The following is a 12,640-nucleotide window of genomic DNA, read 5'->3' as shown; positions in this document are numbered from 1 at the left end:
GGGGCGGGGCGCCGCCCCCCCCCCCCCCCCCTCCGCCCGCGCGCCACCCCCCCCCCCCCCCCCCCCCGCCCCCCGGCCGGGACGACGGGGCAGCCCTCCCACCACCCAGGGGCCGTCCGTGAGCTTCGCCCGCAGTTACCGTCAGCCCGGTGTCGTCCTCACCGACCACCGGTTCACCGTCCCGCTCGACCACGGACGCCCGGACGGCGAACAGATCGAGCTGTACGCCCGCGAGGTCGTCGCCGCGGGCAAGGACCCCGAGACCCTGCCCTGGCTCCTCTACCTTGAGGGCGGACCCGGCTTCGGCGCCAGGCGGTTCATCGGACGGCAGGCATGGCTGGAACGGGCCCTCACCGAGTACCGCGTCCTCCTGCTCGACCAGCGCGGAACCGGCCGCTCCACCCCGCTGAACCGGCAGACCCTGCCCCTGCGCGGCACCCCCGCCCAGCAGGCCGACCACCTCGCCCACTTCCGCGCCGACTCCATCGTGCGCGACGCCGAGGCGATCCGCCCCGCCCTGACCGGCGGCGCGCCCTGGACGGTCCTCGGCCAGAGCTACGGCGGCTTCTGCACCGTCCACTACCTCTCCACCGCCCCCGAGGGCCTGGCCGCGGCCCTGATCACCGGCGGCCTGCCCTCGCTGACCGCCACCGCCGAGGAGGTGTACGAGGCGGCCTACCCCCGCATGGAGCACAAGAGCCTGGCGCACTACGCCCGTTATCCCATGGACGTGGAGCGCGCCCGCCGGATCGCCGCCCACCTCGCCGCGCACCCGGCCGGGCTCCCCGGCGGCCACCTCCTCACCGTGGCGGCGTTCCAGTCCCTCGGCATCCTCCTCGGCTCGGGCGACGGCAGCCACCAGCTGCACTACCTCCTGGAGGACGCCTTCGTCCCGACCCCGGCCGGGCCCGCCCTCGGCGACGCCTTCCTGGAGGAGGTCCGGGGGCTCCTCTCCTTCGCCGGACACCCCCTCTACGCGCTGGTCCACGAGTCGATCTACGCCCAGGACCCGGCCGCCCCGACCGGCTGGGCCGCCGACCGGGTGCGCGCCCGCCACCCCCGCTTCGACGCCGCCAGGACCCTCGCGGGCGACGAGCCCCTGCTCCTCACCGCCGAGGACGTCCACCCCTGGCACTTCACCACCGACCCGGCCCTCGTCCCGCTGCGCGAGACCGCCGAACTGCTGGCCGCCCGTACCGGCTGGGGCCCCCTCTACGACCCGGCGCGGCTCGCCGCCAACGAGGTGCCGGTGGCCGCCGCCGTCTACCACGACGACCTGTACGTGGACACCGCGCACTCCCTGGAGACCGCGCGCGCGATCCGGGGCCTGCGGACCTGGGTCACCGACGAGTTCGAGCACGACGGCGTCCGCGCGGGCGGCCCCCGCGTCCTGGACCGGCTGCTGGCCCTGGTGCGCGACGAGGCGTAGCACCGGCCGCCCGGCGCCCCGGGCCGGAGGTGACGTACGGGCGGGTCCGGTGCCCCGCCCGTACCGGTCCGTACGCTTAGGGTGCGACGCATGACCGGACACCTGGACAAGCCCGCGCCGTTGCAGCCCATGCCCACCGACTGGCAGCGCGCCCTCGCCGTGGTCGCCCACCCCGACGACCTGGAGTACGGCTGCGCCGCGGCGGTCGCGCAGTGGACGGACGGCGGCCGGGAGGTCGCCTACCTGCTCGCGACCCGCGGCGAGGCGGGCATCGACACCGTCGACCCCGCCGACTGCGGCCCGCTGCGCGAGGCCGAGCAGCGCGCGAGCGCGGCGGTCGTCGGCGTGTCGTCGGTGGAGTTCCTCGACTACCGCGACGGCGTCGTCGAGTACGGCCTCGGCCTGCGCCGGGACATCGCGGCGGCCGTCCGACGGTACCGCCCCGACCTGGTGATCACCCTCAACCACCGTGACACCTGGGGCGGGCTGGGCGGCGGTGGCGCCTGGAACACCCCCGACCACAAGGCCGTGGGCCTGGCCACCCTGGACGCGGCCTCCGACGCCGGCAACCGGTGGATCTTCCCCGAACTCCTCGCCGAACAGGGCCTGGAGCCGTGGGACGGCGTGCGGTGGGTCGCGGTCGCCGGCTCCAACACGCCCACGCACGCGGTCGACGCGGGCCCCGGCCTGGAACGTTCGGTGCGGTCCCTGCTGGAACACCGGGCCTACCTCAAGGTCCTGACGGACAAGGACCCCGAGGAGTACGTCCGCACCTTCCTCACCGGCTACGCCCAGCGGGACGCCGCCCGGTTCGGCGGCCGTCCGACGGTCCCGTTCGAGCTCTTCCCCCGCTGACCGGGCACCCCTGCGCCCGGGGCCACCGGACCGGGCGGTCCCCCGGCCCGTCACGGCACTAGCATGCGCGCGGAGTGTGACACCCCGACGGCGGCTGGAGGCCCCGGATGCAGGCACGGCGCGTACCCACCCCCGACGCACCACACGAGGCCCCGCGCCCCGGGGATGCTCCCGGACCGGCGCCCGGCCCCCACGCCGCCGGGGCCACCACCGGCCGACCGGTCCTCGTCCCGGCCCCGGACGGAGCCGCCCGATGACCGTCACCGCCGCGCACCTGCTGCACCGTACGGGCGAACTGCTCGTCGCGCACCCGCCCGCCACCACCGGGACCACCGCCTTCCTGCACGCCCGCTTCGACGCCGGACTCGCCTGGGTCCACTACCCCGAGGGCCTCGGCGGACTCGGCGCGCCCCGCGCCCTCCAGGGCGTCGTGGACGCCGCCCTGGAGGCGGCCGGAGCTCCCGGCAACGACCCGCGGCGGATCGGCATCGGCCTCGGCATGGCCGCGCCCACGATCCTCGCGTACGGCACACCCGGACAGAAACGCCGCTTCCTGCGCCCCCTGTGGGCCGGGGACGAGGTCTGGTGCCAGCTCTTCAGCGAGCCCGGCGCCGGCTCCGACCTCGCCGCCCTCGCCACCCGCGCCGTCCTGGACGAGGGCTCCGGCGACTGGGTGGTCGACGGACAGAAGGTGTGGACCTCCAGCGCCCACACCGCCCGCTGGGCCCTCCTGCTCGCCCGCACCGACCCGGCACTCCCCAAGCACCGGGGCATCACCTACTTCCTCTGCGACATGCGCGCCCCCGGCGTCGAGGTCCGCCCGCTGCGCCAGCTCACCGGCGAGGCCGAGTTCAACGAGGTCTTCCTCACCGGGGTCCGCGTCCCCGACTCCCACCGCCTCGGCGCCGTGGGCCAGGGCTGGGCCGTCGCCCGCACCACCCTGATGAACGAACGCGTCTCCATCGGCGGCGCCGACGTCCCGCGCGAGGGCGGCATGATCGCCCGGCTCGCCACCGTCTGGCGCGAACGCCCCGAGCTGCGCACCCACGCCCTCCACCAGCGGCTCCTGGAGCTGTGGACCGAGGCCGAGGTGGCCCGGCTCACCGCCGAACGGCTGCGCCAGCAGCTCGCCGCCGGAGCGCCCGGCCCGGAGGGCTCGGGGATGAAACTCACCTTCGCCCGCCTCAACCAGGAGATCAGCGCGACCGAGGTGGAACTCCTGGGCGAGGAGGGCCTGCTGTACGGGGACTGGACCCTGCGCCGCCCCGACCGCGTCGACTTCACCGGCCGCGACGCGGGCTACCGCTACCTGCGCGCCAAGGGCAACAGCATCGAGGGCGGCACCAGCGAGGTCCTCCTCAACATCGTCGCCGAACGGGTCCTCGGCCTGCCCCCCGAGCCGCGCGACGACAAGGACACCCCCTGGAAGGACCTGAGCCGATGACGACCGCCCCGCACACCCCCCTCGACCTGCTCCACTCCGAGACCGAGGAGGAACTCCGCGCCGCCGTCCGCTCCCTCCTCACCGCCCGCTGCGCCCCCGCGGACACCCTCGCCCGCGCCGGGACCGGACGCCCGCACGACCCGGCCCTGTGGCACACCCTCGCCGTGGACATCGGCGCCGCCGGGCTCCTGGTGCCCGTGGAACGCGGCGGCCAGGGCGCGGGCCACCGCGAGGCGGCCGTGGTCCTGGAGGAGCTGGGCCGGGCCGTGGCCCCCGTCCCGTACCTGACCAGCGCGGTGCTCGCCACCGAGATCCTGCTCCGGTGCGAGAGCGCCGAGGCGTCCGCACTGCTGCGGGAGGTGGCCCTCGGCCACCGGATCTGCGTACCCGCCGTGCCCCTGACCCTGGCCCCGGGCGCACCCCTGCCGGAGACCGTCCGTGACACCGGCGGCGGGACCCTGACCGGCAGGGTCACCTCCGTCGCCGACGCGGTCGCCGCGGACGTGCTGCTGGTCCTCGCCGACACCGGGCTGTACGCCGTCCCCGCCGCCCTGCCCCGGCTGACCCCGCTCGTCCCGCTGGACCTGACCCGCCCGCTCGCCACCGTCACCTTCGACGCGACGGCCGCGACCCGCCTCGCCGACGCCGCCACGGCCCGCGCGGCGGTCACCGGAGCCCTCCTCCCGGCGGCCGGACTGCTCGCCTCCGAACAGCTCGGTCTCGCCGAGTGGTGCCTGACGCGGACGGTCGGGCACGTCACGGCGCGCCACCAGTTCAACCGGCCCGTCGGCTCCTTCCAGGCCCTCAAGCACCGGCTCGCCCGCCTCTGGCTCGACGTGGCCTCCGCCCGCGCGGCGGCCAGGGCCGCGGCCGACGCGCTGGCCACGGCCGCCCCCGACGCGCCCCTGACGGTCGCCGTCGCCCAGGCGTACTGCTCCGACGTCGCCGTCCGCGCCGCCGAGGAGTGCGTCCAACTGCACGGCGGCACCGGCATGACCTGGGAACACCCGGCCCACCTCTACCTCAAGCGGGCCAAGGCCGACTCCCTCGCCCTCGGCACGGCGGGCCACCACCGGAGCCTCCTCGTCGGCCTCGCGGACCTCCCGGCCCCCTGACCGCCCGCCACGCACCCGTGACCGCCCGCCGCCCGCCGGGCCGTCTGCGCCGCCTCGTCCTCTCCTCACGCTCCTCCACCGCCCCCGGGCCGGCGCTGTGACCAGGAAGGTGCGCCGCCCCCCCTCCGGCCCGGCTCCGGACGGTTCCTATCCTCGGCGCATGACGTCCACCATCACCGCGCTCTCCGCCGCCGCGCTCCGCGCGCACCGCGACGAACTCGCCGCCCTCCTGCACGACGTGGTCGCCGACGGCTCCTCGCTCGGCTTCCTCGCCGGCCTCGACCACCCCTCCGCCGCCGCCTGGTGGGACTCCCTGGCGCCCGCCGTCGAGGACGGCTCCCTCGCGCTCTGGGTCTCCCGGGGCGGCGACGGCCGTGTCGACGGCACCGTGAGCTGCTACCGGGAGTCCAAGCCCAACGGCCGCCACCGCGCCGAGCTGCGCAAACTCATGGTCCACCCGGCGGCCCGCGGCCGGGGCACCGCCCGTGCGCTGCTCGCCGAGGCGGAGGCGGCGTCGGCCCGGTCCGGGGTGGTGCTGCTCTTCCTGGACACCGAGACCGGCAGCGGCGCCGAACACGTCTACCGCTCGGCGGGCTGGACGGAGGCCGGCACCATCCCCGACTACGCCGCCGACCCGCAGGGCCGCCTGCACCCCACGACCCTCTTCTACAAGCACCCCCAGGGGTGACCTCGTCCGCCGCGCCGCGTTAGACCCGGCGGCCCCGGCCACCGAACGAGGGAGAACGCATGTCCGCAGCGTCCGCCGCCGCACCACTCACCCGCCGCGCGCTCCTGCGTACCGCCTTCACCGCGGCCGTGCTCGCCGGCACGGCCGCGGCGCTGGCCCCCGTACTGCGCGCCCGGCGCCCCCGGCAGACCCTCACCCCGGCGCCGTTCACCGAGGAGACCTACCGGGGCCGGCACATCGCCGTGGACCCCGCAGGCATCCGCGTCGACGGCCGTCCGCTGCACGTCATGCGCCGTGCCGACGGCAGCTACCTCAGCGGGATCAACCACTTCCAGTCCTTCGCGACCCCACTGGAACTGGCCCGCGCCGCCGTCGACGAACTGGGCACGGCCCGGCTGGCGATGGCGGCGGCCCCGCACCACGGCTGACGGAGGAGCCCCGTTGTACACCCGGCAGAACCAGAAGAACCTGACCAGCGCCCAGAAGAAGCGTTTCACGGCCGCGGTGCTGGAACTCAAGCGCAACGGCGTCTACGACGCCTTCGTCCGCACCCACGACACGTACTTCGTGCCCGACCGGGACCGCAAGCTCCGGGTCGGGCACATGTCCCCGTCCTTCTTCCCCTGGCACCGCCGCTACCTGCTGGAGTTCGAGAAGCAGCTGCGGACGGTCGACCCGGGCGTCTGCGTCCCCTACTGGGACTGGACCACCGACACCAGCCCGGTCTCCTCCCTCTGGGCCGACGACTTCCTCGGCGGCACCGGCCGCGACGGCGACCGGCAGGTGATGACGGGTCCCTTCGCCCACGAGAGGGGCGGCTGGAACGTCACCGTGGGCGTCCGGGAGGCCCGCTTCCTCACCCGCAACCTCGGACGGCCGCAGGACCCGGTCTCCCTGCCCACCCCCGCCGAACTCCGGTGGGCGCTCGGCGACCCGGTCTACGACGTCTCGCCCTGGGACTCCACCGTCGGCGGCTTCCGCAACAAGCTGGAGGGGTGGGCCGCGCCCCGCAGCGAGCACTGGCGCAACCACAACAAGGTCCACCAGTGGATCGGCGGCCACATGACGGGCGGTACGGCGCCCAACGATCCGGTGTTCTGGCTGCACCACGCCTTCGTCGACCTGATCTGGGACCGCTGGCAGCAGAAGCACCCCGACTCCGGCTACCTGCCCGCCGTCCCGCCCCCGCTGGGCGACTTCCAGCGCGGCCGGGTGATCGCCCTGGACGAGCCGATGCCCCCGTGGGACGTCAGCCCGCGCGAGATGTCCGGCCACCAGCGCCTCTACCGCTACGAGTGACCCCGCGTGCGCCGCGCCCCGCCCTCCGGAAGGCGGGCGGGGTACGGCGGTCCGGGCGCACGGGAAGGGCCCCCGCCGTGGCGGGGGCCCTCGGTGTAGCGGTGGGGGCGACGGTCAGTGACCGTAGCCCGGGGCGGCGTGGTGGCCACCGGACTTGTTGATGCAGGTGTTGCCGAACGCCGGGTTCAGCAGGCCGACCACGTCGATGGTGTTGCCGCAGACGTTGACCGGGACGTGCACCGGAACCTGGAGCAGGTTGCCCGACAGGACACCGGGGGAACCGACCGCCGCACCCTGCGCTCCGGCATCGGCGACGGCCAGACCCGCACCGGCGGCCACAGCGGTACCGGCCACAGCGGTGATGGCGAGTGCCTTCGCGATACGCGACATCAAGATCTCCTCGTGAGAATGGGGAGCCACAGAATCTGCGGCGTTTGACATGGCATACAACGCGGGGGAGGCCCAGGGGTCACGGCCGCTGGGCCTACCCGGTGACGGCGAAGCGCACGGAGGCGAAATACGGCTTCACCTGGGCGACCGCGCCCGGCCGCAGCACCTGCACCACACGGCCCGAGCAGCCCGGCTCCCGGTAGAACGTCGCGGTCGCGGGGGTGTTGTTCGTGACGGCCCGGCCGCCACCGCCCTCGGCCCCGACACAGCCCCGGGGCGCGGTGAGCCCGTGGACCCGGTCGTCCTGGCCGACGTACTGGAAGTCCGGACCGGCGGCCAGGGCCGGGACGGAGGAGAGGGCCGTGGCGGCCGTGGCCGCCAGCAGCAGGGCGGGGACCGCACGGGTCCGGAAGAGGCGGCGGGCGCCGGGGCGCGGAGACAGGAATCGCATGCCGGTCCAACCCGGCCGCCCCCGGGCACGGTCACGCCTTGTCACCCGTTGAAAGGCTGTGCGACCGTGCGCGCCGCACCGGGCGGCGTGGACACCCGGGCGCGCGGACGCCCGCGTACGGGCTACGGACAGGCAGCGGGAGGACGCGATGAGCGCAGCGGACACCACGGGCGGCAGGGGCACCGGCGGTACGGGGACGGGAACCGGTGGCCGGCCCCGGGTCAGGACCGCGTACGGGGTGGTCGAGGGCCGGACCGGGGCGGGCGGGACCGCGGTCTTCCGGGGCGTCCCGTACGCCGCGCCGCCCGTCGGCGCCCTCCGCTTCGCGGCGCCCGCGCCCCCGGCCGCCTGGGACGGCGTACGGGACGCCGGGGCGTACGGCCCCACCGCGCCCAAGGCCCCCTACCCGCCGGCGTTCGCGGCCCTGCTGCCCGACCCGGAGATCCCCGGGGACGACTGCCTCGGCCTCAACGTCTGGACCCCCGACCCGGCCCCCGGGGCCCGGCTGCCCGTCATGGTGTGGATGCACGGCGGAGCACTGACCCGGGGCTCCTCGGCCGTCCCCGTCTACGACGGTTCGGCCTTCGCCCGCGACGGCGTCGTCCTCGTCTCCGTCAACTACCGCCTCGGCGTCCTCGGCTACGGCCTCTTCCCCGACGCCCCCGCCAACCGGGGCCTGCTGGACCAGATCGCCGCCCTCACCTGGGTCCGGGAGAACATCGCGGCCTTCGGCGGGGACCCGGACCGGGTCACCGTCTTCGGCGAGTCCGCCGGGGCCATCAGCATCGGCTCGCTCCTCACCGCGCCCCGGGCCGCCGGCCTCTTCTCCCGGGCCGTCCTGCAGAGCGGGGCCCCCGAGGTGCTGCCCCGCGCACAGGTGCGCGCCGTGGTCCGGCGGATGGCCTCGCTGCTGAAGGTGCCCGCCACCGCCGCGGCCTTCGCCACCGTCGGCCTGCCCGCGCTGCTCGCCGCCCAGTCGGCCGCCTCGCGCCGCTCCGGGCCGCTCCTCGGCGGACCCTCCTTCGGGCTGGTCACCGACCCGGACACGGTCCCCGCCGACCCCCTCGACGCCCTCACGGACGCCGGGGCGGGGACCGCCGTACCGCTGCTGCTGGGCTGGACCACCGAGGAGTACCGGCTCTGGCTCGCCCCCACCGGCGGGATGCGGCTCCTGGACCGGCTGGGCCCGCTCGCCGTGGAACTGGCCCGCCGCCGCACGGGCAAGGACCGCACCGCCGTACGGGCGCTGCGCGCCGCGCTCCCCGGGGCGAGCCCGGCCGAACTCGCCGGGCAACTGCTCACCGACCGGCTGCTGCGCGACCCGCTGCGCAGGCTCGCCGGGGCGCGGCGGGGAGCGCCGAGCTTCCTCTACGAGTTCGGCTGGCCCTCCGGGGTCCCGGGCCTGGGCGCCTGCCACGCCCTGGAACTGGGCTTCGTGTTCGACACGCTGGACGCGCCCGAGACGTCCTGGCTGGCCGGTCCGCACGCCCCGCGGGCGCTGGCCGGGGAGATGCACGCGGCCTGGGTCTCCTTCGCCGTGACCGGGGACCCGGGCTGGGCGCCCTGGGACGGCTCCGGCCCGCCGAAGGCGTTCGGCGGGCCGGAGCACCGGGACACGGGGCCGAGGCCGCTCACTCGACCGGTCCGGTCATGACCTGGCTGATGTACTGGATCGGCCCCTGGCCCATGTTCGGGACGTAGGTCTTGGCGTTGTGCCGGCCGCCCTGGATGACCTTCAGTTCGGTGTGGACCGGCCCCTTGCCGTAGGTGGCGATGAACTTCCGCACGTTCGGCAGGGTGTTCCTGTCGCTCTCGGCGGTGCCGACCTGGAAGGCGAGGTACACCTCCGGCCCCTTGCGTGCGATGAGCCGCTGGGCCAGCACCCCGGGGTCGTTCTCGGCCTTCTCCTTGTCGTGGCCCTTCCACAGCGGGGAGTCCGGGGCGATGTCCGGGCCCGAGGCGATCACGGCCTTGAACTTCTCCGGGTACTTCAGTACGGCCTTCAGGCCCGCGAAACCGCCGGTGGAGGAGCCCATGAAGGCCCAGCCGTCACGGGCTTTGACGGTACGGAAGTTGGCCCGCACGAAGTCCGGGACGTCGTCGGTCAGCCAGGTGCCCATCCGGGGCTGGCCGGGGATGTCGGAGCCGTCCCAGTAGACGCCCTTGTCGTCCGGGCCGGGGTTCAGCACCGGCATGGCCAGGATGAAGGGCTTGCTCTTCCCCTCGCCGTACCAGGTGCTGATGCTGTTCTGGAGTCCCAGGTCGGTGCCCATCCAGTAGTTGTTCGGGTATCCGGCGCCGCCCGGGAGCGCGATCATCACCGGGAAGCCGCTCCTGGCGAACCGGGGGTCGTCGTACTCCTTGGGCGCCCACACCCAGACCTTGCCCTTGAAACCGGACTTCGGGCCGTCCAGCGTGGCGACGGCGACGTGCGTGCCGTCGGGCAGGGTCATCGCGTTCTTGAAGTCGGCCGCCGGTCCCGTGGGCATCAGCATCTTCGAGGTCGCCGCCCGCGCGCTCCCGGCGCCCGTGCCCTGCTCGACGCCGGGAGCCTTCCCGAAGGACACGGCCTCGCCCTTGTCGGTGAAGGGGGGTATCTCGTAGTGGTTCATCACGAGCGCGGCGACCCCCGCGAGCGCGAGCACGCAGACCCCCGAGAGCGCCAGGCGCCGGAGCCGCCCCGGCCGCCGGGGGCCGGGGTCCCGGCCCTCCTCCTCCCGGTCCGGCTCACGGTACGGCGGGTACTGCTGCCTGTCGGGTGCGTACGACATCTGCGGTGGCTCTCCGGCTGGTACTGCCCCGTGGGGGGCGTCCGACGACTGGTCCTTGCCATTCGGAGGATGAACGGAAGAATGCCCGGGTTCCGCGTTTTCCCTTCTCTTGGGCCGTTTGAGAGGCATTCGTTGCCCGGTACGGGGAAGGTCCGCGGCGTTCGTGTCCTGTGCGCCGAGTATCCCCGGTCCCCGCACGCGAAGCCGGTACGGTGCGGTCGCGCCCGCCCGGATTCCCCCCGTCCGGTTCATCGCCCCGGCCCCAGGCCCGGGCCGGGGGCCGCTTCCGCGACAGGGCCCTATGCCGGGACCAGTGTCCTGCGGCGCCGCTTGCGCTGCGCGCCCGCCGACATCCTCAGCTCGATGACCGACCGCACGGCGGGCCACTCCTCGTCGAGGACCGAGTAGAAGGCGGTGCTGCGGACCGCCCCGTCGAGCCCCCGCGAATGAGCCCGGCGGACCCCTTCACAGGTGAATCCCAGCCGTTCCATCGCCGCCCGCGAACGGCCGTTGCGGGCATCGGCGCGCAGCGAGATCCGCCGGACGCCCCAGGTGTCGAAGGCGTGGCGGAGCAGCAGCAGCTTCGCCTCGGTGTTGATGCCGGTGCCCTGGGCGGCCGGGGACAGCCAGGTGTTGCCGATCTCGGCGGCGTCGGGGACGGCCGTCGTGGGATCGCCGAACGGGACCCCCGGCACGGCGGGCCACACCAGCGGCCCCTGCCAGTAGTCGAGATCCAGGAACCGGGTCGACCCGACGACCCGTCCGTCGGTGGCCCTGACCACCGCGAACGGGAGGGACCGGCCCGCCGCCTGATCAAAGAGGGCGCGGTCGATGTACGCGTGGGCCGCCCGCACACCGTGGGGCACGGGAGTGAAGGCGTAAGTCCTACGATCCTCGGCCCCGGCCGTGGCCAGGGCCTCGGCGTGGTGGGGGGCGAGGGGTTCGAGCCGCACGGTGCGGCCGGCGAGGAGTACGGGTACGGGCACGGAGCCTTCGGTCCTTCTGGGCGGTGGGGTGGTTGCACAGTCTGCGCTCGTGACGTCGCCCCCCGAGCAGAACGCGGGTGAAAGGCAATAGGCGGTCAGATGAACGCGAGTGGCTCGATGCAGCTCCTCGGGGAGATCTGATGAACCCCCTTGAGGGCAACGACGCGGCACGGATTTCCGACGGGCCGGGTGCCCGCGGCACGGCTCCCGCCCTCCTGACCGGCGGATGCCCCCGCGACCGCGCCGTCGAGGCCTTCCGGGCGGTGGTGGCACGGACCTCACCGGCCCGTGCGATCACCTCTGACCTGCGCGGACGGTAGGGCGGTCACCAGCCCGGCCCGCTGGTGCGCCCCACCCGGGGCGCCGGGTGCGGGGCGGCGCCTGCGATCATCCGTGCATGGACATGGACGACCTGCTGGGCCGGCTCGCCTCCGCCGGGCCGTTCTTCACCGTCGCCCTCGGCGCCGGTCCGCCGGGGCCCGGTTTCCGGCCGCTGACCACGCTCCACGGGGAGCACCTCGGGCCGTACGTCGCGGAGGTGGGGCGGCGCACCGACAGCGGGCCGGGGCGGGTGGCCGCCTCGACCGCGCAGTTCGGGATCGCCGCGCGGCTGTGGTCGCTCGGCCTCGGCTGCGTCGCGCTGGGCGGCCGGGTGCCGGACCTGGCCCCCGACCGGCTGTGGTGGCGGATGCCCGCCGGGGGCTCGCTGCAACTGTGGCTGCCCGAGCCCGCCGGGCTGCCGGCCGGGGCGCTGGCGCCGACCGTGCTGGGCAGTCTGGCCCCGCTCGACGCGGCCCTGCGGGAGCGGTTCGGGGTGTCGCCGAAGGTCCTGCGCGGCAATTCGGCCTCGGCGCTGGCCGCCGCGGCGCGGACGCTGGCCGACCGGCCCGGGGGCGGGGTGGCCGTGCTACGGGCGGCGGAGCTGCTGGCCGACGACGGGCCCCTGGCCCGCACCGGCACCTTCGTCCACGAGGAGGGGCTCGGCACGGCCTTCGTCCGGCGCAGCTGCTGCCTCTACTACCGGGTGCCCGGGGGCGGCTTCTGCGGGGACTGCGTGCTGCGCACCCGGTAGGTCCGGGGCGCGCCCGCGCGTACGGCCCGCCGCCCGGTCCCGCGCGGACGCGGGAACGGGCGGCGGCGGGAACGGGTGGGGGCCACCGGGGCGCGGTCGTGCCGCTCCCCGGTGGCCCCTGGTGGTGCCCGGACGTCCTC

Annotated in this window: 14 protein-coding genes; 10 read left to right on the top strand and 4 right to left on the bottom strand. The window is 75.4% G+C overall.

What is annotated here, in order from left to right:
• Positions 1 to 118: 118 nt before the first annotated feature.
• From ACIA5F_RS06570 to ACIA5F_RS06540, 7 genes are all read left to right on the top strand, one after another.
• Positions 119 to 1,429 carry an alpha/beta fold hydrolase gene (locus tag ACIA5F_RS06570; RefSeq protein ID WP_399349818.1) on the top strand — a complete coding sequence of 437 codons (1,311 nt, stop codon included), beginning with the start codon at positions 119 to 121 and terminating at the stop codon, positions 1,427 to 1,429.
• A gap of 90 nt (positions 1,430 to 1,519) precedes the next feature.
• Positions 1,520 to 2,284 carry a PIG-L deacetylase family protein gene (locus tag ACIA5F_RS06565; RefSeq protein ID WP_399349816.1) on the top strand — a complete coding sequence of 255 codons (765 nt, stop codon included), beginning with the start codon at positions 1,520 to 1,522 and terminating at the stop codon, positions 2,282 to 2,284.
• A 253-nt stretch (positions 2,285 to 2,537) separates the two neighbouring features.
• Positions 2,538 to 3,728, top strand: a complete 1,191-nt coding sequence (locus ACIA5F_RS06560; RefSeq protein ID WP_399349814.1) for an acyl-CoA dehydrogenase family protein — start codon at positions 2,538 to 2,540, stop codon at positions 3,726 to 3,728.
• Positions 3,725 to 4,843 carry an acyl-CoA dehydrogenase family protein gene (locus ACIA5F_RS06555; protein ID WP_399349812.1) on the top strand — a complete coding sequence of 373 codons (1,119 nt, stop codon included), beginning with the start codon at positions 3,725 to 3,727 and terminating at the stop codon, positions 4,841 to 4,843. The genes ACIA5F_RS06560 and ACIA5F_RS06555 overlap by 4 nt, the downstream gene beginning before the upstream one ends.
• 160 nt (positions 4,844 to 5,003) lie before the next feature.
• Complete coding sequence (locus ACIA5F_RS06550; protein WP_399349810.1) at positions 5,004 to 5,531, top strand: GNAT family N-acetyltransferase; 528 nt, start codon at positions 5,004 to 5,006, stop codon at positions 5,529 to 5,531.
• 59 nt (positions 5,532 to 5,590) lie between these two features.
• Positions 5,591 to 5,959, top strand: a complete 369-nt coding sequence (locus ACIA5F_RS06545; protein ID WP_399349808.1) for a tyrosinase family oxidase copper chaperone — start codon at positions 5,591 to 5,593, stop codon at positions 5,957 to 5,959.
• Positions 5,960 to 5,972: 13 nt separating this feature from the next.
• Positions 5,973 to 6,830 (top strand): tyrosinase family protein, encoded by an 858-nt coding sequence (locus ACIA5F_RS06540; protein WP_399349806.1) that lies wholly within the window; start codon positions 5,973 to 5,975, stop codon positions 6,828 to 6,830.
• A 114-nt stretch (positions 6,831 to 6,944) separates the two neighbouring features.
• Here ACIA5F_RS06540 and ACIA5F_RS06535 read toward each other — a convergent pair whose 3' ends face one another.
• On the bottom strand, positions 6,945 to 7,220 hold the full coding sequence (locus ACIA5F_RS06535; protein ID WP_399349804.1) for a chaplin: 276 nt from the start codon (positions 7,218 to 7,220) through the stop codon (positions 6,945 to 6,947).
• A 94-nt stretch (positions 7,221 to 7,314) separates the two neighbouring features.
• Entirely contained in the window at positions 7,315 to 7,671 is a 357-nt protein-coding gene (locus tag ACIA5F_RS06530) for a hypothetical protein (protein ID WP_399349802.1), read from the bottom strand.
• Positions 7,672 to 7,819: 148 nt separating this feature from the next.
• Between ACIA5F_RS06530 and ACIA5F_RS06525 the strand changes: the two genes are divergently transcribed.
• Positions 7,820 to 9,325, top strand: coding sequence for a carboxylesterase/lipase family protein (locus ACIA5F_RS06525; RefSeq protein ID WP_399349801.1), 1,506 nt, complete (start codon positions 7,820 to 7,822; stop codon positions 9,323 to 9,325).
• Here ACIA5F_RS06525 and ACIA5F_RS06520 read toward each other — a convergent pair.
• Complete coding sequence (locus tag ACIA5F_RS06520) at positions 9,303 to 10,442, bottom strand: alpha/beta hydrolase (RefSeq protein WP_399349799.1); 1,140 nt, start codon at positions 10,440 to 10,442, stop codon at positions 9,303 to 9,305. The genes ACIA5F_RS06525 and ACIA5F_RS06520 overlap by 23 nt on opposite strands.
• A 299-nt stretch (positions 10,443 to 10,741) precedes the next feature.
• Positions 10,742 to 11,428 (bottom strand): GNAT family N-acetyltransferase, encoded by a 687-nt coding sequence (locus ACIA5F_RS06515; protein ID WP_399349797.1) that lies wholly within the window; start codon positions 11,426 to 11,428, stop codon positions 10,742 to 10,744.
• A 140-nt stretch (positions 11,429 to 11,568) separates the two neighbouring features.
• Between ACIA5F_RS06515 and ACIA5F_RS06510 the strand changes: the two genes are divergently transcribed.
• Both ACIA5F_RS06510 and ACIA5F_RS06505 read left to right on the top strand, forming a co-directional pair.
• Entirely contained in the window at positions 11,569 to 11,748 is a 180-nt protein-coding gene (locus ACIA5F_RS06510) for a hypothetical protein (protein ID WP_399349795.1), read from the top strand.
• A 77-nt stretch (positions 11,749 to 11,825) separates the two neighbouring features.
• Positions 11,826 to 12,500 carry a (2Fe-2S)-binding protein gene (locus ACIA5F_RS06505; RefSeq protein WP_399349793.1) on the top strand — a complete coding sequence of 225 codons (675 nt, stop codon included), beginning with the start codon at positions 11,826 to 11,828 and terminating at the stop codon, positions 12,498 to 12,500.
• Positions 12,501 to 12,640: the final 140 nt, after the last annotated feature.

It is taken from the genome of Streptomyces sp. NPDC051567, assembly GCF_044454165.1.
In the GTDB taxonomy this organism is placed as follows: Bacteria; Actinomycetota; Actinomycetes; order Streptomycetales; family Streptomycetaceae; genus Streptomyces.
This window is presented reverse-complemented; position numbering and strand designations above follow the sequence as displayed.